The 23,133-nt window shown below is 41.4% G+C and carries 22 protein-coding genes; 10 read left to right on the plus strand and 12 right to left on the minus strand.

From position 1 onward, the window contains the following. Positions 1 to 34: 34 nt before the first annotated feature. The 4 genes from idi to ACKWCA_RS21985 all read left to right on the plus strand — a co-directional run bounded on the left by idi (position 35) and on the right by ACKWCA_RS21985 (position 2,337). Positions 35 to 568, plus strand: coding sequence for an isopentenyl-diphosphate Delta-isomerase (gene idi, locus ACKWCA_RS21970; RefSeq protein ID WP_413980398.1), 534 nt, complete (start codon positions 35 to 37; stop codon positions 566 to 568). Continuing rightward, the gene (locus ACKWCA_RS21975; RefSeq protein WP_413980399.1) at positions 565 to 972 is read left to right on the plus strand and encodes a 6-pyruvoyl trahydropterin synthase family protein; all 408 of its coding nucleotides are present in this window, start codon (positions 565 to 567) and stop codon (positions 970 to 972) included. Before idi ends, ACKWCA_RS21975 begins: the two co-directional genes overlap by 4 nt. A 66-nt stretch (positions 973 to 1,038) precedes the next feature. Then, positions 1,039 to 2,001, plus strand: a complete 963-nt coding sequence (locus tag ACKWCA_RS21980; protein ID WP_413980400.1) for a type I phosphomannose isomerase catalytic subunit — start codon at positions 1,039 to 1,041, stop codon at positions 1,999 to 2,001. A 66-nt stretch (positions 2,002 to 2,067) separates the two neighbouring features. Continuing rightward, positions 2,068 to 2,337 carry a hypothetical protein gene (locus ACKWCA_RS21985; protein WP_413980401.1) on the plus strand — a complete coding sequence of 90 codons (270 nt, stop codon included), beginning with the start codon at positions 2,068 to 2,070 and terminating at the stop codon, positions 2,335 to 2,337. 47 nt (positions 2,338 to 2,384) lie between these two features. Here ACKWCA_RS21985 and ACKWCA_RS21990 read toward each other — a convergent pair whose 3' ends face one another. The 7 genes from ACKWCA_RS21990 to ACKWCA_RS22020 all read right to left on the minus strand — a co-directional run bounded on the left by ACKWCA_RS21990 (position 2,385) and on the right by ACKWCA_RS22020 (position 14,539). Beyond that, on the minus strand, positions 2,385 to 3,098 hold the full coding sequence (locus tag ACKWCA_RS21990) for a DUF4369 domain-containing protein (RefSeq protein WP_413980402.1): 714 nt from the start codon (positions 3,096 to 3,098) through the stop codon (positions 2,385 to 2,387). Positions 3,099 to 3,142: 44 nt separating this feature from the next. Continuing rightward, a complete protein-coding gene (locus ACKWCA_RS21995; protein ID WP_413980403.1) occupies positions 3,143 to 4,459 on the minus strand; it encodes a DUF819 family protein in 1,317 nt (438 codons plus the stop codon). A 32-nt stretch (positions 4,460 to 4,491) separates the two neighbouring features. Further along, positions 4,492 to 5,292: a Cof-type HAD-IIB family hydrolase gene (locus ACKWCA_RS22000; protein WP_413980404.1), complete on the minus strand. Its 801-nt coding sequence runs from the start codon at positions 5,290 to 5,292 to the stop codon at positions 4,492 to 4,494. Positions 5,293 to 5,403: 111 nt separating this feature from the next. Then, positions 5,404 to 7,602 carry a DUF5916 domain-containing protein gene (locus ACKWCA_RS22005; protein WP_413980405.1) on the minus strand — a complete coding sequence of 733 codons (2,199 nt, stop codon included), beginning with the start codon at positions 7,600 to 7,602 and terminating at the stop codon, positions 5,404 to 5,406. A gap of 89 nt (positions 7,603 to 7,691) precedes the next feature. Next, entirely contained in the window at positions 7,692 to 9,893 is a 2,202-nt protein-coding gene (locus ACKWCA_RS22010) for a DUF5916 domain-containing protein (RefSeq protein ID WP_413980406.1), read from the minus strand. Positions 9,894 to 10,001: 108 nt separating this feature from the next. Continuing rightward, positions 10,002 to 12,197: a DUF5916 domain-containing protein gene (locus ACKWCA_RS22015; RefSeq protein WP_413980407.1), complete on the minus strand. Its 2,196-nt coding sequence runs from the start codon at positions 12,195 to 12,197 to the stop codon at positions 10,002 to 10,004. Between the two features lie 92 nt (positions 12,198 to 12,289). Beyond that, positions 12,290 to 14,539: a transglycosylase domain-containing protein gene (locus ACKWCA_RS22020; RefSeq protein WP_413980408.1), complete on the minus strand. Its 2,250-nt coding sequence runs from the start codon at positions 14,537 to 14,539 to the stop codon at positions 12,290 to 12,292. Between the two features lie 104 nt (positions 14,540 to 14,643). Here ACKWCA_RS22020 and ACKWCA_RS22025 point away from each other — a divergent pair, with 104 nt between their 5' ends. After that, complete coding sequence (locus ACKWCA_RS22025) at positions 14,644 to 15,417, plus strand: S1/P1 nuclease (RefSeq protein ID WP_413980409.1); 774 nt, start codon at positions 14,644 to 14,646, stop codon at positions 15,415 to 15,417. 174 nt (positions 15,418 to 15,591) lie between these two features. On the opposite strand, the gene ACKWCA_RS22030 is transcribed toward ACKWCA_RS22025, so the two are convergent. Together ACKWCA_RS22030 and ACKWCA_RS22035 are read right to left on the minus strand one after the other, a co-directional pair. Then, entirely contained in the window at positions 15,592 to 16,191 is a 600-nt protein-coding gene (locus tag ACKWCA_RS22030; RefSeq protein WP_413980410.1) for an alpha-ketoglutarate-dependent dioxygenase AlkB family protein, read from the minus strand. Beyond that, a complete protein-coding gene (locus ACKWCA_RS22035) occupies positions 16,191 to 17,069 on the minus strand; it encodes an AraC family transcriptional regulator (protein ID WP_413980661.1) in 879 nt (292 codons plus the stop codon). The genes ACKWCA_RS22030 and ACKWCA_RS22035 overlap by 1 nt, the downstream gene beginning before the upstream one ends. A gap of 208 nt (positions 17,070 to 17,277) precedes the next feature. Between ACKWCA_RS22035 and ACKWCA_RS22040 the strand changes: the two genes are divergently transcribed. Then, on the plus strand, positions 17,278 to 17,862 hold the full coding sequence (locus tag ACKWCA_RS22040; protein ID WP_413980411.1) for a DUF3244 domain-containing protein: 585 nt from the start codon (positions 17,278 to 17,280) through the stop codon (positions 17,860 to 17,862). 58 nt (positions 17,863 to 17,920) lie between these two features. Here the strand turns inward: ACKWCA_RS22040 and ACKWCA_RS22045 are convergent, their stop codons facing one another. The 3 genes from ACKWCA_RS22045 to ACKWCA_RS22055 all read right to left on the minus strand — a co-directional run bounded on the left by ACKWCA_RS22045 (position 17,921) and on the right by ACKWCA_RS22055 (position 19,338). Beyond that, the gene (locus ACKWCA_RS22045) at positions 17,921 to 18,280 is read right to left on the minus strand and encodes a DoxX family protein (protein ID WP_413980412.1); all 360 of its coding nucleotides are present in this window, start codon (positions 18,278 to 18,280) and stop codon (positions 17,921 to 17,923) included. Continuing rightward, entirely contained in the window at positions 18,277 to 18,915 is a 639-nt protein-coding gene (locus tag ACKWCA_RS22050) for an MOSC domain-containing protein (protein WP_413980413.1), read from the minus strand. The genes ACKWCA_RS22045 and ACKWCA_RS22050 overlap by 4 nt, the downstream gene beginning before the upstream one ends. Positions 18,916 to 18,984: 69 nt before the next feature. Further along, positions 18,985 to 19,338, minus strand: coding sequence for a DUF6249 domain-containing protein (locus ACKWCA_RS22055; RefSeq protein ID WP_413980414.1), 354 nt, complete (start codon positions 19,336 to 19,338; stop codon positions 18,985 to 18,987). Between the two features lie 134 nt (positions 19,339 to 19,472). Here ACKWCA_RS22055 and ACKWCA_RS22060 point away from each other — a divergent pair, with 134 nt between their 5' ends. The 4 genes from ACKWCA_RS22060 (at position 19,473) to ACKWCA_RS22075 (ending at position 23,132) form a co-directional block, all read left to right on the plus strand. Next, positions 19,473 to 20,060: an RNA polymerase sigma factor gene (locus tag ACKWCA_RS22060; protein ID WP_413980415.1), complete on the plus strand. Its 588-nt coding sequence runs from the start codon at positions 19,473 to 19,475 to the stop codon at positions 20,058 to 20,060. Beyond that, the gene (locus tag ACKWCA_RS22065) at positions 20,047 to 20,454 is read left to right on the plus strand and encodes a hypothetical protein (RefSeq protein WP_413980416.1); all 408 of its coding nucleotides are present in this window, start codon (positions 20,047 to 20,049) and stop codon (positions 20,452 to 20,454) included. Before ACKWCA_RS22060 ends, ACKWCA_RS22065 begins: the two co-directional genes overlap by 14 nt. 178 nt (positions 20,455 to 20,632) lie before the next feature. Further along, positions 20,633 to 22,231 (plus strand): solute:sodium symporter family transporter, encoded by a 1,599-nt coding sequence (locus tag ACKWCA_RS22070; protein WP_413980417.1) that lies wholly within the window; start codon positions 20,633 to 20,635, stop codon positions 22,229 to 22,231. A gap of 88 nt (positions 22,232 to 22,319) precedes the next feature. Beyond that, on the plus strand, positions 22,320 to 23,132 hold the full coding sequence (locus ACKWCA_RS22075) for an inositol oxygenase family protein (RefSeq protein ID WP_413980418.1): 813 nt from the start codon (positions 22,320 to 22,322) through the stop codon (positions 23,130 to 23,132). The last annotated feature ends 1 nt before the right edge of the window (position 23,133 follow it).

The following is a 23,133-nucleotide window of genomic DNA, read 5'->3' on the forward strand; positions in this document are numbered from 1 at the left end:
TCATGGGCTTTAGCTATGACTAAAGAATTTTGATTTGAAAGAAGAACACGTAATCTTGGTAAATGAATCTGACGAACCCATCGGAATCATGCCTAAGATGGAAGCACATGAGAAAGCTATTTTACATAGGGCTTTTTCGGTTTTCATTATGAATGGGAAAGGAGAGACGATGCTACAGCAGCGTGCCGCCCATAAATACCATTCGCCCTTACTTTGGACGAATACTTGTTGCAGCCACCAACGCGCTGGCGAATCGAATGTCGAAGCTGGTAAAAGGCGTTTACAGGAGGAAATGGGTTTTACGGCCGATTTGAAAGAACTCTTTTCGTTTATATACAAAGCGCCATTTGACAACGGATTGACCGAACATGAATTGGATCATGTCATGATAGGCAATTATGATGAAGAACCTATGCTGAATCCTGATGAGGTGGCAGATTGGAAATGGATGAGACCCGAAACAATCAAAGCGGATATTGCCAAGAACCCTGAAAAGTATACGGCATGGTTCAAAATCATATTCGAAAGATTCTACTCGCACATTCTTCAAAATAATGCGTCATCATGAAAGTTAAAGTAAGTAGAAGAGCCCATTTTAATGCTGCTCACCGACTATACCGGCCCGATTGGAGTTTTGAGCGAAATGATGCGGTTTTCGGTAAATGTAACAACCCTAATTTTCATGGTCATAATTACGAATTGATTGTAAGTGTGACCGGATCAATAGATCCCGAAACAGGTTTTGTAATTGATGTTAAAATCTTAAAAGACCTGATTAAGGAACATGTAGAGAATGCATTTGATCATAAAAACCTCAATGTGGAGGTTCCTGAATTCAAACAGCTAAATCCCACAGCGGAAAATATCGCAGTGGTTATTTGGAACAAGTTACGTCCCCACATTGATACAGAAAAGGAAGTAGAGGTAGTACTTTATGAGACGCCCAGAAATTTCGTAACGTTTTCCGGGTAAATTCTTGTTACAAATATGTAAATTACTACATTAAACTACTTTTGTAGCGGCTAAATCATATATCGCATGTATCCTTTGAAATTCTTTCCGATTTTACACGAGCGTCTTTGGGGCGGTACGAAACTCCGAGAACTCTTACATAAGTCAAGTCCTAGTGACATCATCGGTGAAAGTTGGGAGCTCTCTACTGTCAAAGATAATATTTCGGTAATTGCAAACGGAGGACTTAAGGGGACCTCCCTTCAAGAATTGATCAATAGTCATGGAGAACGACTTTTGGGAAAGTCGGTAGTCGACCGATTTGGTTCTGATTTTCCAATCCTGATCAAATTCATCGACGCAAAGCAAGACCTTTCCATTCAATTGCATCCGGATGATGCCCTTGCCAAAGAGCGGCATGATTCTTTTGGAAAGACGGAGATGTGGTATATCATGGACGCCGATCCTGAAGCAAGTCTTATTGTCGGGTTCAACAAAGATGTCACAAAAGAGGAGTACGCCGATAGTCTCAAGAATGACCGCCTTCTGGATTTATTGAATTACGAGCAAGTTCAAGAGGGGGACACATTTTTCATAAATACCGGTAAGATACATGCCATCGGTGCGGGTGTCTTATTGGCGGAAATACAACAGACATCCGATATTACCTATCGTGTTTTCGATTTCAATCGCCGGGATGCGAACGGAAACTTCAGAGAACTACATACCGAAATGGCGTTGGATGCTATCGATTACTTAAAAAAAGAAGATTTCAAAGTAACTTACCCTTGTCAAAAAAATACGGCCAACCCGATGGTTGCCTCTCCTTATTTCAAAACCAATTTCATGCACGTGACGGAAGATTTGGACCAAGATGTGGCCGATCGTGATTCCTTCACGATTTATATGTGTGTAGGTGGTGAGGCTATCGTATCCAATGAATATGGTTCGGTTGACCTCCATAAAGGAGAGACGACATTGATTAGTGCAAATTGCAATAGCATTTTAATAAAGTCTTTAGGGGCAAAGCTCTTGGAAGTTACGATTTAGCATTATTTTCCTCAATCGCTTGAAGAAGGGAATTCAAAACACCTATTTTTGTAAAAAAAATACGAAATGGCAAATATCAGAGATTTAAAAAAAGACATCAACTATGTGCTGGGCGACATCATTGAAGCAGTATACATTGTGGAAGCTGCAAACAATAAGCAGGACTCCAAGGAGGGAGCAAAAATCATTGATGGGGCTATAGAAACTTTTGACGATTTAATCGTTAAAGTGAACCAGCGGGATGTTGAAAATAGAAAAGCCCACTTAAAGGGAGTTCGAGAAGAACTAGAGAAAAAATCAAAAGCTTTGGTCGATCAACTCAATAAATTGGGATAGTCAGGCAAACATGTATTGATAAAAAAATCCGCATCTCGCGGATTTTTTTATTCCGAGGCTTTTCGCTCTTTCAAAAGTTCGGTCAACTGAATTCCATATTTCGATGAAGCGACTTCTGGTGACATGGAGTTGTGGATCGAATCGAGATACTTGATATTTGCGTCAGAAACTTGATTTACCGCAATGTAAGGTGCCAGTGGTGAATCTAAATTGTTCAAGGCGAAGTTCAGGGCAAATGCATACCCTTTTTGAACGTTCTTTGTGCTCAATTTTTCGAGAGAGTCTAGCTGCATTGAGTCCAGAGGTTTTTCCGTATTTATCGATGCACGCACCAATTGTAGGTTTTTCTTGTTGAACTGTGACATTGTCTTCTGATATTGACTATAGTTGTCATTGGTCTTCGAACCTTTAATCTCGGCCTGGGTATCAAAGGTATTCCAAGCCGTGTTTATGGTGATTTCACCGGGCTCCCCAAAAAAGGTGATCCGATCGTTTAGGGTATTGTTATCTTTTTTGTTGAGATACAAATAGAAGATTTCTGGCCCGTCTATTTGGGTGGTGAAGGTAAAACTGCCGTCACCATCGATTTGTAATGAATCGATCACCGCTAGTGTAGAATCCGGGATGTGTTGGAGGTAGAGCGTTCCTTTTTTAAGTCCTTTGACAACGCCCGAAACAGTCATGGTCTTAGCTGGGTCGTTTCCTTCACAAGAGGAGGATAGTAATGCGAGTGCTGCAACAAAATAGAGTATATTCTTCATGAAATAGAATTAGAGCGGCAAATATCGATATTCTTTGGGAAACCTTAAACTTTCGAGGCAATTTCCATCAAGTAAGCACATAACAGGGCACCTCCTGTACCGACCACATAACCAAAAACGGCAAGTAAGACGCCTACAGAGGTCAATGATGGGTGAAACTCTGCGGCCACTACAGGTGCCGAAGCGGCACCGCCTACGTTGGCCTGGCTACCAACGGCCAAAAAGAAATAGGGTGCTTTGATGAGTTTGGCCACTAAAATCATAAGACCGGCGTGTATCGTAATCCAAATAAAACCTATTGCGATGAGCCCTGGATTTTCAAGTACTCGACCTAAATCTACTTTCATCCCTATGGTGGCTACCAAAATGTAGATGAACATGCCCCCGATTTTGCTGGCACCGGCACCTTCATAATTTTTGGCCTTGGTAAACGATATGGCAATACCGGCGGCGGTAGCGATAACGACCATCCAAAAGAACCCGGATCCCAGAAATGATAAGAAGTTAGTGGGGTCGGCGACGGCGGCGACATTTTCAGTGAGTGCCTTGCTGATATGCCCCCCGAAAAAGTGAGCGATACCGACAGCACTAAAAGCTAGTCCGAGCATAATCATATAGTCGGGCAGAGTGGGCACCCTTGTGATACGATCAGTGAATTCCGTAACCTTGCTTTTCAATTTTTCAATCGCAGATGTATCTGATTTTAGCCATTTATCGATTTGTTTGGTTTTTCCCACGCCCAATAACACGATTGCCATCCACACATTCGCCACAAAAATATCGACGAGTACCATGCCTCCATATTTTTCGGGAGTATATTTGAAAATCTCGTACATCGCTGCTTGATTGGCACCTCCCCCGATCCAACTTCCGGCAATGGTAGACAGGCCTCTCCAGATAGCATCGAATCCGTTACCGCCCACTGACTCTGGGGAAAAAATAGAAACGATCAAGATGGCAATGGGTCCGCCTATAATGATCCCGGCACTTCCGGTCAAGAACATGATGAGGGCCTTTGAACCCAGATTGGCAATAGCTTTCAAGTCAATACTAAGGGTCATCAATACCAGTGCGGCCGGAAGAAGATAGCGACTTGCCATATAATATAATCTCGAGGTATGTTCGGTGACTTCTCCAAGTTCATTGACCGTATGCCATTTTTCAGCGACTACACCGAAAGAAGAGAGCAGTGCCGGGAGAAGGTAACACATCAGAACAGCAGGTACGACCCCATAGAATTTTTTCCAGAAACCCGTTTTGATTGAAGAAGAGACAAAAATAAATCCGAGACTAAGCGCCAGTAAACCAAAAACGACGGTGTCATCGGTAATGAGCGGTTCAGGCAATAATTTTTCGGTCATTAAGTAAATGATTGGTACGTTTTCAAATATACTCAAATTAGATGTTGCTTGATGTAGTGGGCTACTCCATCCTCAGTATTTCTCAATGTGACAGCGTCGGCTAGTGCTTTTACCTCTTCCCTCGCGTTTTCTACAGCTACGCCAAGACCGGAATGTTCTAGCATTTCCATGTCATTGTAGTTGTCACCGAAGGAGATTACATCGATCATCCTCTCATTCGGACCGAGCAACGCTTGAATGGCCGATAGTTTAGACACATTCTTGGGTGCCAGTTCGATGAGGGTATCGTTCGATCGGTAAATGTTCATCTCTTCACTGAGATCTTTCATCAATTGAGGAAAAATCGTATCGGCCGATAGCTTGGTACCCATAAGCATGATTTTGTGAGCGCTCACATTCCGGCTTTTCCAATCGGTTAGTGTTTCCGACGTAGGTCTGAAAACCGGAGAGGCACGTGTATATTTGATTTCCTTTTGTACCCGTTCAGAGGTCATCTCAACATACCATTCCCGTTGGTTATATAAACCGAGTTGGATATGTAGCTTTTCAGACAGTGTATGCACTTTTTCCAAAGCTTCGAAGGAAATAGTTTCCGAAAAGGTTTCTTTTGCCCCGTCACAGATAAGTGCACCATTATAACAAATTATAGGTTGTTTTTCAATACCTAGACGTTCTTGTATGTATGTCATTGATTGTGGCATGCGTGCAGAAACCAAAATTACGTTCAATCGCTCTTTTATCCTTGATACTTGGCTAATGGTGAAATCGGAAACATCACTCTTTGTAGATAGTAATGTGCCATCCAAATCGGAACAGAGTAGTTTAAAATTCATAGAAATGGGCTAGTCTTTTAGGTGAAATATACTTTAATTTCGTGGGTCTTCGAGTATCGGTACCAGGAACTCGAAAACCTCCTTTTCCTTTTCCACATGCTTTGCAGCCGTCTAGATATTCAACCAGTATGTCAATTTGAGGTTTATAGACCTATTTTTCGGTTCAAAGCTATTGACAAAGTAATTATCGTTATATACGATGAACAGATCTGAAAGGGGAGCGAAACGCCATTGCAGCCTCGAATTGAACCCTAGATTGTCACGTTGGTTACTGTATTGCACTAACGTAGACCAGAAAATGGACTTGCTGAAGGTAATATCGATTTTCGGACTGATTAACCAAATATTGGCACTGGGATAAGGGTCAGGTAAATCAATTTGGTCATAATTTAGAAGCAGCGAGATAAATGCCTTAGGCTGAAAACGCATAACCATCGCACCTTCTACCGAGAATCGGTTTCCATTGAAAAACCGACCAACGGATGACTGCACATCATAGGAGAAAAGTTTTCGCTGATCGGATTGATACCCGGCTTGAACGCTATTGTAATGATAATTTTGGTCAGCTGGAAGTTCTATGGCACCCTCCGTGCGCGTAGGGTCGAAAGAGTCGAACAGAAAGGTGAAACTATTGGTGTACTCGATTCTCGCTTGGGATTGATTATTAAAATTAATTTCATATCGGGATCGAAGGTCATAATCAGTATTTTGAAAATCTCTACTGGGGCTCCACCTTATATTTGTGAAATATTGCAAAGAATGGTTTTGGACAATTCCTTTTTTAGGCCAAAAAACACGTTCAGCGCTTATCAGCGTCTTAAAAAGATCGGTTCTGCGTACGAACCCTAAATCCGAACGGAAATCTTCGTCTATAAAGGTACCTTTGGCAAATACATTGAATTTTCTTGTATTGTACCGAATCAATGCGCTCGAAGCAAAGTTGCCCTTTTTATCATTGGGTTGAAATGATTTGTGCGTAATTAATGAGCCGTTCCACGTATTATCTTTTGAGGCCAGGTTATAATCAATACCTACAACCCGATTGTATTCGTCTTCACGTTCTACAAAGTCATAGGTTTCAAATGATTGCTTGTTAATAAAGAAGACGCCGATGTTCGATCTTGAGAATATTCGCTGTTGCAGTGCTAGCATCGTATTGTTGTTAGACGGAATTCTATTTTCCAAATCCTCTGCTGTTTGAATATTCAAAACCCCCACGCGAAGATCTTTGGTCAGTTTGCCGCTCAACCGCACGCCCCCAATAATATTGTTTTCTATAGTGTTACCTGTAGAATCTTGCGCAATTCCGATGCGTCGTGAGAAGAACGGACTAAAATCAAAACCGTTTCCAAAACTTGCGAAAAGATCATTGTTGTCAATGAAGAATTGACGCCGCTCCGGCAACGCAATTTCAAATCGGGTAAGGTTGGTTATAAAATTATCGACCTCTACTGTAGAAAAATCAGGGTTTAAGGTAAGGTCAAGGTTCAAGCTGTTTCCAACAGATATTTTTGCATCTGCACCCACCTTTAGATTGTTTAGGTCGTTGTCGTTTTCAAAGTCCTTTGCAGTAATACCGTTCACATAAGGGATAAGTGTCAATGGTGTACGCGATTTGCCCAATGGTTTTTCAAATACCATCTCGCCCATAAAGGCCAAGTTATAAATGCGCTGGTTTTGTGGTATTCTAGTCCACGTACTACGTTCGTTTGATTGGGTTTCAACACGGTAACTGTTGAAACGCCATTTCGTGGCCCCTTCTTCAAATTTCAACGATGTAAGCGGTATTATCATTTCAGCAGTGAAATAGTCATCATATATTTTCGCATCACCCCTCCATTTGACATCCCATGAAAGGTTGAAATCGTCTTGGCTGCCTCCGCCATCAGCTATAAGCCCCTCACGTCTAACACCGTAAGGGTTGATGCCGAATAAAAAGGCGTTCGTGCCGTCATTGAATGTATCGAATACCAATGAAAAACTATCGCTGCCACTACCCCTAAAATCACGTCTTAACGATTGAGTTGCATAATTTGCTCCGCTAGATTCGGCGCGAATAGCGATGTATAGGTTTTTGTCGTCATACAACATTTTGATTTGTGACTGCTCTCTGGCCTGAATGGAGTCTAAAGGAAAGTATTCCCAAAATTCGCCAGCAATTTCGGCAAAGTCCCAAATGGGTTCGCTTAAATCTCCGTCAGGTACAATTGTTTCGGATATAAACTTTACGGTGAACGATTTGACCTCTTTTTGGGAAAAGAGCGGTGTGGAAATAATAAGGCATAAAAGGGCGCAAAGCACTTTTATCATAGTTGGTGAATTAGCTTGGAGTGCAAATTTAAGGGTAAAGGCCGTTAAATAAATCCTAAAAAGGAACCTTAAATTAGGCAGATTGAGCGTTAAATGTTGAGCCAGTAGGTAAACTTCAAATTAATTGACCGGTACCTAGGCGCAAAGGTATTCACGAAGTAATTGTCATTGTAAACAATGAACAGATCAGACAAGGGTGCAAAGCGCCATTGTAGTCTTGAGTTGACTCCCAAATTATCGCGCTGATTGCTGTATTGAATCAAAGTAGACCAAAATACGGACTTGTTGAATGTGACATCGATTTTTGGACTAACTAGCCAAATATCAGCACTGGGATACGGGTTTGGAAGTGAGATTTGATCATAGTTGAACAATAGTGATATAAAAACTTTGGGTTGAAAGCGAAGTGTCATACCCCCTTCAACAGAAAATCGGTTTCCATTGAAAAACCTACCTACCTCCGTTCCCAGTCCATAGGCGAATAATTTTCGTTGATCTGACTCATAGGCTGCCTCTACACTATTATAGTAATATCCTTGATTACCCGGAATAGGAATACCGTCGTCACTGGCTGTTGGATCAAAGTCATCAAACAAAAATGTGAAGTCTGAATTGAAACCTGCCGAAAATTCAGCAGTGTTATTAAATTTTGCCTCCCAAGAAGTTCTAAGGCTGTAATCCGTATTTTCAAAATCATCCTCAGTGCTCCAAATGCCTATAGGCAAAAACTGAAAGGAATGTGTTTGAATCTTACCCTTTTCAGGCCAAAAAGCACGTTCAAAATTTAAAAAGCTTTTTAGGATTCCTGTTCTTCTAACGAAACCTAAATCGGAAGAAAAGTCTTCGTCTATGTAAACAGCTTTTCCGGAAAAATTATAATTTCTTGAGTTATATGAAAGTCTAGCTCCACTAGATAAGTTTCCCACATTATCATTTGGTTGAAAAGACTTGTGTAGATAGAACTTACCCGTCCAAGTATTATCTTTCGATGTCAAATTATAATCAACACCAAATAATCGATTGTACCTGTCTTCGCTTTCAATGAAATCATAATCTCTAAATGACTCTTTGTTGATAAAGTACATGCCAATATTCGACCTTGAAAACATCTTTTGTTGCAAGGCTATCATGGTATTGTTGTTCGATGCGATTTCGTTTTCCAAATCTTCATCGGTCTGAATGTTTAATAGTCCCACTCTGAGATTGTTCGTAAGTTTTCCACTAAGACGAACGCCTCCAATAATCTTATTTTCTATGGAATTTCCTGCTGTGTCCCTTGCGATACCTATGCGTCTTGAAAAAAACGGATTTGCATCACGAGAATCTCCGAAACTTGAAAACAAATCGCTATTATCGATAAAAAACTGCCTTTTTTCAGGTAACCCTATTTCAAATCGCGTCAAATTGGTAATCACATTATCCACTTCCACATTGGAAAAATCAGGATTAACGGTGACATCAAGATTGAGACCGGTGCCTATTGCAATTTTGGCATCTCCTCCGAACTTTATGTCATTCGATCCCTCATCCGTTTCAAAGTTCTTTTGTGAAATCGCGTTTACATAGGGTATAATTGCCAAAGGAGTTTTTGATTTTTCCAAGGGTTTTTCGAAAACCATGTCACCCATAAAGGCGGTACCCCATACCTGTTGATTTTGAGGAATCTTGATCCATGTACTGGTTTCATTGGATTGTGTATCAAAACGATAGCTGTTAAACCTCCACTTTTGAGTTCCTTCCTTGAACTTAAAGGAACTTAGTGGGATGACCATTTCAGCAGTATAGTAATCATCGTAGATTTTTGCGTCTCCTTTCCACTTCACATCCCATGAGGTCGTAAAACCAATTTGTTGTGTGCTTCCTCCTGAAATCAAGGCTTCTCTGAGAACCCCATAAGGGTTTGTGCCAAACAAAAAAGCATTTTGTCCGTCGTTAAAAGTATCGAAAACTACACTAATGTTGTCACTTCCACCGGCTAAGAAGTCTCGCTTTAATGATTGAATAGCATAATCCTTTCCTGCGGCATCCATTGTAATGCCCACATACAAGTTTTTGTCATCATAGAACATTTTGATATCGGACTGTTGACGTGCTTGAACAGAATCCAATGGAAAATATTCCCAGAACTCATTGGCACTTTCGGCCTTTTCCCAAACGGGTTCGTTCAAGATTCCATCAGGAGTAATATTGGAATTGGTAATGTGTTTTACCGTAAAGCTTTTGTAGTTGTCCTGCCCGAAACCTAAGAAAGCAAATAAAAGCAAATAGAGAACTGGTAGGGTTCTGATCATTAATTTTGAATTAGCAGGTGTCACAAATTTACCCTTTTACAACGTTAATGAAAGCCTAAATTTTCGTTACAAGGGGGAGAAAAAAAATAGGCGATAGAGACCATGAGATTAGATATTCAACCAGTAGGTAAACTTCAAATTAATCGACCGATACCTCGGAGCAAAAGTATTCACGAAGTAATTGTCATTGTAAACGATGAATAGATCGGACAAGGGTGCGAAGCGCCATTGTAGTCTTGAATTAATTCCCAAATTATCACGCTGATTACTGTATTGCAGAATAGTGGTCCAAAAAAGTGATTTATTGAAGGTAAATTCAAATCGTGGACTGATCAACCATAGATCCGCACTAGAATACGGGGCCGGTAAACTTAGCTTATCATAGTTTAATGCTAGACTGATTAGGGCTTTGGGCTGCAATCTCAAATTAAATTGCCCCATGAACGAAAAACGGTTGCCATTGAAAAACCGCCCGACAGAAGTCTCAGCTTCTATTGCAAATACATTGGCCCTATTCGATTCATAAGCCGCGGTTATAGAATTGAAGTAATATCCTTGATTTCCAGGTAGTTCAACTGCACCGTCCGTATTGGTCGGGTCAAAGGGTTCCGTTAGGAAGATGAAGGAATTACTGAATCCGATGCCACCCATTGACTGATTTTGGAAATTGACGTTCCAATTTAGATTATAAACATGATCGGTTTGTTTGAAATCTAGACCTGGGCGCCACGTAATAATGGGAAATACCTCAAAACCATGGCTATTGATTACATCACTTTTAGGCCAAAATACCACTTCGGCCGAAGTAGCGGTTTTAAATATGTCCTTTCTGGGAACAAAACCCAAATCAGACTGAAAGTCCTCGCCGATGTAGGCCATATCATGAAAAAAATTGAAGCGTCGTGAATTTCTACCTATAAAAGCACCTGAAGAAAAATTGCCTGTGTTGTCGTCAGGTTGAAAAGACTTATGCAGGTAAAACTTACCAAACCAACTATTGTCTTTGCTAGCAAGGTTGTAGTCCATACCGACCACACGATTGTATTCCTCATCACGTGCTATGAAATCATAATCCTTGAAAGATTGCTTGTTGATGAGGAACATGCCGATATTTGAGCGTGAGAACACTTTTTTTTGCAGAGCGAACATCATGTTGTTATTCGATGCTATTTCGTTAGCGATATCCTCATCAGTCTGAATATTCAAGAAACCAAGCCGCCAATCCTCATTTAGTTTTCCGCTTAGGCGAACGCCGCCAATTATTCTATTTTCTATACTATTATCCGCAGTATCTCGGGCTATACCGATACGTCTTGAGAAGAAGGGGTTTGCATCACGACTACCTCCAAAACTCCCGAAAAGGTCGCTGTTATCGACAAAGAATTGCCTTCGCTCAGGGAGACCGATCTCAAAGCGGGTCAGGTTGGTGATAATGTCGTCGACCTCCACATTTGAAAAATCTGGATTCAAAGTGATATCCAAATTCATCCCATTACCGATAGAAACCTTGGCATCACCACCGACCTTTAATCTTGTATCGCTTAGATCACCTTCAAAGTCCTTTTCGGATATCGTATTGATATATGGAATCAATGCAACCGGGGTTCTAGATTTACCCAAGGGTTGTTCAAAAAACATATCACCCATAAAGGCCAGGCTGATGACGAGTTGGTTTTGAGGAACATTATACCAGACGCTACGTTCGTTACTTTGCATATCGAATCGGTAACATTGAAAACGCCACTTGGTCTCTCCCTCTTTGAATTTGAAGGAAGTCAAAGGTATGGCGAGTTCGGCAGTGTAATATCCGGAGTACCTTTTTGATTCGCCCTTCCATTTGACGTCCCAAGCGGTATTAAACCCTCTTAAATCAAGACCACCGCCTGATATCAAGACCTCACGTTGTACCCCATAGGGATTGATTCCGAACATGAAGGCATTGGTGCCATCATTAAAGGTGTCGAATACCAGATTCACGTTATCATTTCCACTGGCTCTAAAATCACGTCTTAAGGAGGGGATAACCCAATCATCGCCGACTGATTCTACACGAATTCCAATATATAAGGTAGTGTTGTCATATACCATCTTAATATCAGTCTGGTTCTCGGCCAATATGCTATCAGATGGAAAATATTGTTGAAAATCGTGGGGCCCGTCCGCATTTTCCCAAAAAGGTTCATCTAATGCACCATCGAGTTGCACACTTTCGGAAATGAGTTTTACGGAAAACGATTTATCGGTTTGCGAGAAGGAAACGAATGAGGATAACAATAGGAGTAAGCCCCAAAAAAGATTCGGCATGGTCTTGAATTAGCTGCACAAATTTAGCGGTTTAGGTCGTTAAAGAAAACATAAACTTCGGATGATGAATCTGGTAAGCTTTCATCCCAAAGTTATGGGCTTTTCTTGAATTTTTTTCGCTTCTTTTTGTTTGGATTGGTAAACAATCGTTTCAAGAACCCGTCTTTTTTGACTGGTTCACAATTCAGTTGATCGCGAACAAATACACTTGGTCGCTCGAATTGGGCTTTGGTGATGTGGTCGAAACTACGGTCTTTATTTAATTGTTGGTACCAAAGGGCAAATAAGGGAAGAGCGGCATTGGCGCCTTGACCTAGGCGAGTGCTTTTAAAACCGATTTCATGATTGTCAAGTCCTACCCATGTCACATGCACCAAATTTGGGGTCAACGCCACAAACCAGGCATCCTTATTGTTCTGGGTGGTTCCTGTTTTACCGGCAATAGCGTTGGTCAGTTTGTAGGTCTTTCGTATGCGTGATGCCGTTCCCGTATTGATGGTCGACTTCATCATTTCGACTATTAATTGTCTGGTTTCTTTTGAAAAAGCACGGTCTCTGGCACGCTTGGGTTCAAATTTTTTCAAGACGGAATCGTTTCGGTCAGTAATGGTTTCAATAAGATAGGGTAAGACCGCCCTGCCATCATTAACATAGCTAGCATACATTCCGGCCAGTTCATTCAAATAGATTTCACCTGTACCCAAGGCTAAGGAAGGCTGTTGAGGTAGCTCAGAGAAAATACCCATTTTTTTCGCTTGGGTAATTACGTTATCGATTCCGGTGGCTTCCAAAACCTTAACGGCTACGGTATTGACCGATTTGCTCAGGGCCTCCTCCATGGAATAATTCAAATAGGCTTCATCTTTATCGCCCGAATTGCTGGGCGACCATCCCTTTAGATTTTGATAAGCCACTTCCCTTGCCGAGAAGTAGGCACACGGAGGTATTCCCATTTCTAGGGCCGCAGTATAGACGACTGGTTTGAAAGTGGAGCCCACTTGTCTTTTGCTTTGGGCCACGTGATCGTATTTGAAATTTCTGAAATCGATACCACCGATCCATGTTTGCACGGCACCGGTCTTAGGGTCTATGGCGAGTGAACCGGTATTGAGAAATTTCATATAGTGTTGAATGCTATCGATTGGGCTGGTCTTTATTGTTTTTCCCCCATTCCAGTCATGCAAGGTCATATCTCGCTTTGTCTTAAGGGAATCCCATACGGCATCGGCACTTAATCCTTCTGCTAAAAGCTTTTTATAACGAGTGGTGCCGGACACCGCTTTTTTAATAAGCTTTTTATCTGCCAACCAAGGTGCGGTTTTTCCATAACTCTTTTCGAAACTTCCCTGAAGGGATCGCATATGTTTCTTCATGGCTTCTTCGGCCAATACCTGCATTTTGTGATTTAATGTGGTATAGATCTTTAGGCCTGAAGTATAAATATTGTATGGGTTTCCCTTTTCTTTCTCCGAAGCGTTCCACTTCAAGAGTTGCTTGCGCACTTCCTCTCGAAAATAAGGTGCGATACCGTCTGAGTAGTTGAATTTTCTATAATTCAATTGAAGCGGGAGCGCAGTCAAACTATCTTTTTCCCTCTCTAAAAGAAAATTATTTTTTGACATGGACTGTAGCACTAGGTCTCTTCGCGCTTTGCTTTTTTCTGGAAATATTCGGGGATTATAACCATAGGTAGCTTTAAGCATTCCGATAAGAACGGCAGCCTCTTCGATATTCAATTCGTGGGTCGGCTTGTTGAAAAACCTTAGGGAAGCACTTTCAATTCCAAAGGTGTTATCCCCAAAAGAGACCGTATTCAAATAATGGGTCAAAATCTGTTCTTTGGAAAAAATACCCTCTAGTCTTGAAGCAATGATCATTTCCTTTACTTTATCAACAGCGATATTGGTCTGGTTCCTTTCCTTTCTTGGGTAGAGGTTTTTAGCTAGTTGTTGTGTTACGGTACTGCCCCCACCTGAGGATTCATCTTGCATTAGAATGGTTTTTAGGGCAACACGCATCAAGCTAGGATAATCCACTCCACCATGCTCATAAAATCGTTCGTCTTCAATAGCGACCAGGGCATCGACCAAGTGCTTCGGAAAGTTCTCAAAAGTTATGGGCTGTCGGTCAAAGAGATAGTACTTTCCGATTAGGACACTATCGGACGAATAAACCTCCGAGGCTCGTTGGTATTCAAAATCGGAAAGCTCTTCTTTTGAAGGAAGGTCGCCCCAGGCCTCAAAATAAACCGACGCTACAAATAAGCCCGAACCCAAGATACCGGCTACTATGGCCAAAAGGCCAAACTTTAGATATGGTGATTTGATACGTTTCAAAAACATAGGGCTCGCTATGGCACTGCAATATCAAATTATTTATTGAATTGACCCATTTCTTAACAACAGTTTAAAATTCGTTTTTCTACATTTGGACAAATTCAAAAGCGATGAGAAAAACAGTTTTTCTGGTTTTATTTTGTTTGCACTTCTCCTTTGCCAATGCCCCTGTAATCTGGTCAAAAACCGGGCATCGCGTTATTGGGGATGTAGCTCAGGCGCACCTGACTAGAAAAGCCAGGAAATCCATCGCCAAATTATTGGATGGGCAGAGTTTGGCGGCCGTATCGAATTTTGCAGATGAAATCAAGGCTGATACATTGTACCGAAAATTCAGCGCATGGCACTACGTGAACATTCCGAAGGGTAAAACATACAAGGAAGTTGACCCCAACCCCTATGGTGATTTGGTCGTGGCGATCAATACATGTGTTGATATTGTCAAAGATGAACGCAGTTCAAATCAAGATAAGGCGTTTTATCTGAAACTATTGGTCCATTTCGTTGGTGATTTACATCAACCCATGCATGTAGGGCGCCTTGATGACAAAGGGGGCAATGCCATACAGGTGCAGTGGTTTAATGACGGTAGCAATCTACATCGCGTATGGGATTCCAACCTCATAGAACAAAATGGGATGAGCTATTCTGAAATGGCCGCGTCCTTACCACAATTGAGTTCAACGCAAAAAAAGGCTATTCAAGAAGGGTCTCTTCTTGACTGGGTCGAAGAGGCGCATTTAGTGGCAGATGAGCTATATGATTCCGTAGAGGTTGGCGAAAAACTCTATTATCGCTATGGATATGTATGGTGGCCTACGGTTGAAAAACAATTGCAAAAAGGAGGGCTTCGCCTAGCGAAAGTATTGAATGATTTGTTCTGAAACGGTAATTCAACCAGAAAAAAGCATTTTCAACGAACAGTCATACCTTGGCATAAGAATTGAAGTTATTAGGTTAGTTAGAAGCGAGGAAATTAACATGCCTTACCCACATGTTAAAGGCAGTAACTAGCAATAGAAGGGTTTAAAAAATCGGTTCTCATTAGAGCCGATTTTTTATTTGACAACCCTGAAAGTCAGATTAATGCGCTCACCAATAGCTTTTTTGGTCTTAGCGATCTGATGGAGCCAATGTTGTTGTGTTTCACCTTTCATAAGCAATAAACTACCATGTTCTAAAAGCAATTTATGCCTTAGAGTTTTCTCCTTGCGGTGTTTTAAATGAAAAAAACGTTCTTGGCCCAAAGTAACCGAAGCAATAACCGGATTAGGCCCTAGTTCTTTTTCGTTATCGGCATGCCAGCCGTTACTGTCATTTCCGTCGCGGTACAGATTCAATAGGCAGGTGGTGAAAACAACGGAAGTTTTGGCTTCTACCTTGTGTTTGATTTCTAAAAGCGACATTGGAAATTCATGGGGGAGCATCGTGATGTTGGAATAGGAGTATGGTTTTCCGTTGTTTCCAAAAAGCGCAGTCAGTCGGGGCTGGGCATAGGTCTTTCCGAAAACAGTAATGTCATCTTGTTGCCATGTTACATTCTTTCGGAATGACTCAAAATAGGAATCGGCTTTTTCCGGATCAATAAAATTTGGAAAATAAAGAATCTCGCTATCCGGTAAGCTTAGGTTTATTTGGTCATCGAATAGTCTTTCCACTAGTTCAAGACGTTTTTTAATTCATTCCGGTATTGCGAGGGGTTCTGCCCCGTAAATGCTTTAAATGACTTGTTGAAATGCGAGAAATTATTGAATCCACTCTCAAAGCACACCTCTGTAATGCTCATCGGTTGTTCGGCCAATAGTTTTGAGGCATGCACCAATCGATATTCATTGACGAATTGCGTAAAGGTTTTATTGGTGATCTTTTTGAAATACCTACAAAACGACGGTATGGTCATACTGACCATATTCGCTATCTCCTCTAAGCTGATTTCTTCTTTGAAATTACTTTTGACGTGGTTGAATACGATATTGATTCGGTCATTGTCCTTTACTTCGGTTTCCAGTGCGAACCCTTCTGCGTTCAGTATTTTGAACTCTTTCGAGTTGGCCAATTCATTTAGTATATTGAGTATGGACAACAGTCGCTGAAAATCAGTCTGGTATTCCAAAACCTCCATCTTATCACCAATTTTCTTTTTCGAACGTCCCGAGAAGGCGATACCGCCTTTAGCTATTTCAAAGAGCCCTTGAATTTTTTTCATTTCGGGAATGTTGAAAAAATCATTTCCCAAGAAATCCTGCTTCATCTGAATGACGGTCTCGCTGACGTTTCCGGTCAGTTTGTCGGTAAAGCCGCAATGGGGAAGATTACTCCCTATAAGAATAAGATCACCATTGGAGTAATAAGATACATGGCTTCCGATTTGACGCTTTCCCGCCCCACCATTTACGTAGACCAACTCTATTTCAGGATGAAAGTGCCATATCGTATTCGAATTGGTCGAATTCGCATCGAACTTCTGGTAGCTATACGAATGCCCAAAATTGGGTTCGATCGTTTCTAAAGTAGGTTTCTTCTTAACCGTGTTCATACTATTCATAACTCAAAGTTACTGGGAGTATTGTCGACTCATCTCTACAAAATTACCCAAAATCTATGCAAAATTACCTTTTTAGAATACATTAACAATATACTGGGTTAAAATAGCATATAAATTAGAAAAATCTGAGGTAGTAGGGGCCAAACACCTAGCGTAGTTTTGTGGTGTAGATTATTAATAACCATTAAAAAAAATAATCATGAAAAAAGTAGTAAGATCAATCGCAACAGTAGCCCTTATGTTCGTTGTAGCAACAAGCATGGCTAAAGAACCGAAATTGAGTGTAGCACACAACACTGAAAAAAGCCTGATTTTCGAGATGGAAAAGCCATCGAATCAGACGGTTGTTAGCATTCAAGATATTGAAGGTGTCATTATATATTCAGAAGAAGTAGCCGATGCAGCCACGTATTTAAAGAAATTCGATTTACGCAATTTGCCTGATGGTAACTATATACTAAAGGTTGAAGACAGTTTAAAGGTAACTGTTTTTGAATTCGACATCAATGATTCAGATGTTTCCATCGTCGAGCGAAAGGAAAACACCAAGCCTGTTTTCAAGAAAGATGGGCAAAAAGTTTTCTTGAATCTCTTGAATACAGATAAGGAAGATGTTAAGATCACGATTTATGATAGTGAGAACAGAATAGTCTTTAAAGAAACCGTGAGCGATACCTTATTGGTAGAAAAGGCCTTTAACTTTGAAAAGGCTTACGAAGATACCTATAGAGTGGTCGTCAAAAACGGAGAGGATACCTTCTACGAAAACATTAGTGTAAAATAGTTGGTTTGAGTTAATTTGAAGTAGCCCCGTTCGGTCTTGCCGGATGGGGTTTTTTTGTTCAGATTCTCAAATACCAGTAGGCCCAATACATGAGTGCGAATTGCAGTGGAATTCGCCAAATAAGAATCCATTTGGGAAGACCCATAGCCGCTCGCTTATCAAAAAGCATATGCAGATGTGCTGGTAAGAAAAAAGTGAGCATGGCAATAATAAGGTAAATGGCAAAGTCTTTGGTAGGCGTAAAACAGAGCGCTATGCCTAGGACGATTTCGGCAAAACCGCTAAAATTAACTAGAAATTTATGGCCGGGCAGGTATCCGGGTAAGATGCGCATATACATTTCTGGTTTGGCAAAATGCATAAAGCCGGCACCAATGTAGATAGCCGCCATAAAATAAAGATGCCAAGGGTAGTTCACGGGGTGATGTATTTTTGGTACCGCTCTTTTTTATACTGTGGTACCGATGGGTTTCCCATGAATAGATCTAGCAAATCCTTCGGCTTTTCCCTCAGATATAATAATTTGTAAAATAGTTGTACCGTAAGCTCGTTCTGCGATTGTTCATGTAGCGTCAGTTCGTCCCCGACCTGCACTTTGCCTTCCTCTAATATGCGAACGTAGGTTCCGGGCCTGTTATGGTCGATAAACTGTTTCAATACATCTTGTGTTCCAAAACGGATGCCTAGTTTGTAGCAAGGTTCCCTAGGTTGCGAGATCTGTACCAGAGCGGTTCCCAATCGATAGACATCCCCGATACGTACGCGTGATTCATCTAGGCCCGAAACGGTCAGGTTTTCTCCGAACATCCCCCAATCCCAATCCAAATCAGGATACATATCTTTCCAATAGGCGTAGTTGTCCATTGAAAATAAGTAGCATGCCTTGTGCACACCGGCATGGTGTACACGATCGATGACTGTATCGGCCTCGACTTCGGTCTTTGTAAGATACAAGGGTTTTGCGACCGGTTTTTTGAAAATACCGGTTTGTTCCTCACGTCCATTCCAAGTAAAAGTGGTCGGGTTACCTAGATTCGTAGAAATTACTTTCATCTACTAAAAATAGAAAAACCATTCGCAATTCACGAATGGTTTCGGTTCTTTCATACACCAGGTTATTCTTTAGTCCTTATTTTCCATTTTCTTGGTTAGGAAGAATCCTACTAATAGTCCAATGCCCGCCATCAAGAAGATACTGCCGGGGTAGGCTACATCACTGTCAACACCCAGATTGTATTCCATAAAGGAACCTATAAAAATGGCCAACCCTACAGCCATTAGAACTAATGCCAAATTGAGAATGAATACTTTCCAAATAGCTGCTGCTCCCTTGGGTCTCCCTTGCACAAAGATACTTGCTTCGGCCCCTTTTTCGATTAAGGCCATACGCTCTTTATTGCGAGTAGTGAAAAATAGGTATAGTGTTGCGAATACGAAGAGAAAAAAGCTGATGGGAATTAAAATTGCTGCTGCCATTTGATTGTTTTTTAATTGATTAATAAACTCACTTGATGCATAGGACATCACTTCTTTGAAATAGGTTACAGAAAAATTCATTTTTATGGTGAAAGCTGTAACCCACATTGTAATTTGTACGTCATATGCAGTAAATGAGCCAACCTGAAGATCAATATTATATTGATGCGATACTTAAGAATGGAGATGCAGGTGCATTCGAGTTCTTAGTGAATCGCTATAAGCATATGGTTTTTACCTTGGCTATGAAGATGATCAAGAACACGGAAGAGGCCGAAGAAATCGCCCAAGATGTTTTTCTTAAGGCGTACCATGCTTTAGATAAGTTTAAAGGGGATGCGAAATTCTCTACGTGGATATATAAAATCACCTATTTCAGGAGTTTGGACTATATAAAGAAGCAAAAGCGTCACCTACATACGAGCTCTATCGATGATGAGGTTGAGTATCATTTACCCAGCGTAGACAATACCTTGGCTCGACTTGAGGCAGACGAACGAAAAAAGACCATACGAAAAGCAATCGGCAATTTACCCGAGAATGATGCTTTGGTCATTACGCTCCATTATCTTGAGGAGTTATCCTTAAAGGAGATTTCGGATATAACGAACCTATCGGTAAACACCCTCAAAGTACGTTTGTTCAGAAGTCGTAAACGTTTGGCCGGATTTTTAACGAATGAATTGGAATCAGATATGCTAGAGAATTATGGAAGAGAATAAAGAGTTAGATGATTTTATCAGGAAGTCTGTTAAGGAATTAGGGTTTGAACAGCCCCCCTCGAATTTTACCGACGCGGTTTTATCTAAAATCAATGCAAGCGCTCAGCAATTGCCCACAACGGTGTACCAACCTGTGCTATCCAAAAAAGCTTGGGCAGTTATCTTGATTATGGTGGCCTTTGTATTTTCATATCTCATTTTTCTCGACCCAGAACTCGAAGTTGGGTGGTTGTCACGCCTAAATACCCTCACCGCTTTTGATTGGTCAGGTAATTTGCCTGATATTAGGATATCGAACACTTTTGTTTATGGCACGCTCATAGGTGCTTTTTTTGTAGTAGTGCAAGTCTTTATGATCAAGCACTTTTTTGATCGGCGTTACGAACTGAGTTAATATATCTATTCCGTTTCAGTACCTCTAACGAGCACCATACGAACTATGGGAGTTGTCATAAAACCAACATGCTCTTTCTGAATTTGTATCCGGTAACCTGGGCAACGGCTTATGGGTGGTTGGTGTGCAGCCAGGTCTTATTCTACCTTCGCACGTAAAATATGCGTATTTTCAGGCCATGGCTTTACTCACCTTCCTTCTGTTTACCGGTTTTGTGGCTTTTTACGCCACTTGGAAATTGCGTCAAGATCGACTTGATACCAAAGATGGCTACTTTTTAGGAGGACGTTCATTGACTGGCATTGTTATCGCCGGGTCGCTCCTTTTGACAAACATTTCTACTGAACATTTGGTCGGTATGAACGGATCAGCGTACCGCAATGGCGCCATTATCGTGGCTTGGGAAGTTACTTCGGCCTTGGCGTTGGTTATCGGGGCTTTGTACTTTGCGCCGAAATACTTGAAAATGGGACTTACGACCATACCCGAATTTTTAGAGAAAAGATTCGACGGGGTGACCCGCACGTTGGTCGCTTTGTTATTGATTATCTCATTTGTTGCTACCTTGTTGCCTATCGTCTTATATACCGGGGCATTGAATATAGAAGCGATTTTCGAAATCTCCGACGTATTGAACGTTACCCAAAAACAAGGTATCTGGATTACTATTCTGATAGTAGGAAGCATCGGTGCCGTTTATGCAATCTTTGGGGGATTGAAAATGGTAGCCTATACGGATACCATAAATGGTTTTGGACTGTTGGTGGCGGGCCTGTTGGTTCCCATTTTGGCCCTATTGAGTATTGGTGATGGCGATCCGTGGGAAGGCTTAGGACTGGTTTTTGAAAAGAGCCCTGAAAAGTTCAACGTGGTCAGCACTGAAGCCGGAGTAGGAGATGGGGCGCGTTCGGCCATTCTACCCTTTGAGGTCTTGTTTACCGGTCTTATGATCAACCAGATTTATTTCTGGACCATGCACCAGTCCATTATTCAACGTGTGTTGGGCGCCGTTAATTTGAAAGAGGCACAAAAAGGATTGTTGTTTACGGGCTTATTGAAAATATTGATTCCCTTGGTTATCGTACTTCCAGGCCTTATAGGATTCTATTATTTTGGTGATAGTCTTTACGACTCCCCGGATACGGTCTATCCATTATTGGTCAAAAAAGTATTACCGTTATGGCTCACCGGGTTTTTCGTGGCCGTAATGATGGGTGCGATACTGAGTACTTTTAACAGTGCGCTCAATAGTGCCGCTACAGTCTTTAGTTTGGGTATTTTCAGGAGGTATATCTCAAAGACCGCTACCGATGGGCAAGTAGTACGTATTGGAAAGTGGACCTCTGCCTTGTTGGCCGTTTTGGCGATAGGTATCGCTCCTTTTGTTGCGAACGCCCCAGAAGGTCTGTATCAACTACTACAACAATTGAACGGAATCTTTTTTATACCGATCGCTAGTGTGATTATCGCCGGTTTTCTTTTCCCCAAAGTATCGGCATCCGGGGCAAAGACCGGTTTGGTGTTTGGGCTTTTATTCTATGTCTTGATGTACTATGTGCTTCAAGTCGATTTACATTTTGTGCATATTTGGGGAATGGAGTTTGTACTCAACATTGGTATCATGCATATCGCCTCGCTTATTTGGCCTTCGAAGCATACTTTTGAAATGAAGGATGCAGGAGTTTTGGATTTGCGCCCTTGGAAATACGCTAAGCCCTTCAGCTTGTTTTTGGTTGTGGTAACCGTAATTTTGTACCTTGTACTAGGTAATGTATGAGGACGGCACAAAACTTGAATCAATAGCCTTTATGTCATAGCGGTATCCTCGAAATTGAGAAGAATATTAAATTTTAATCCTCTTTGTCATGGAAGAAAAAATTTTTAGAGACTACGAAGCGCCGGACGTTTCCATAGCGGTGAAGGAACACTATCGAAAAATGCGATCGAATCAGACCTTCGATTATGTTCAAAACATGCATAAGAAATACCTGAAGTTCGATAAACCTATGGATTTATGGGATGCTATGCGGCATTTGAACCGCCTTATAGATGTGAGTGATCCTGATTTGGATTTACCGAATGTTCAGCACCTCATACAGAGTGCTGAGGCGATTCGGGCAGAAGGGCGCCCAGACTGGATGCAACTTACCGGACTCATACATGACCTCGGTAAAGTAATGTTCCTGTGGGGGAGTGATGAAGATGGAACGAGTCAGGCCGAACAATGGGGAATGGTAGGCGACGTATTCATTGTTGGCTGTGCCCTGCCGGATTCGTGTGTGTATCCTGAATTCAATGAATTGAATCCGGATATGCAAAATGAGACCTACAATACAAAGACCGGAATTTACGAAGAAGGCTGCGGCATCGACAATGTCGATTTAGCATGGGGCCATGATGAATACCTATATCAGGTGTTGAACAATCATAAGGACAATCGACTTCCAGAAGCGGCCATGGTAATGATCAGATACCACTCCTTTTACCCATGGCACACCGGAGGCAGTTATACAGAATTGCTCAATGAGAAAGATTATGAATATTTAGAACTGATCAAAGACTTCAATACCTATGATTTATATACCAAGAGTCAGAAAATATATGATTTAGAGGATGTTTTGGGATATTATCGGCCTATCGCCGAGAAATATTTGGGCAAAGGCCCGATTTATTGGTAAC

It is taken from the genome of Maribacter corallii (assembly GCF_047345415.1).
GTDB lineage: Bacteria > Bacteroidota > Bacteroidia > Flavobacteriales > Flavobacteriaceae > Maribacter_C.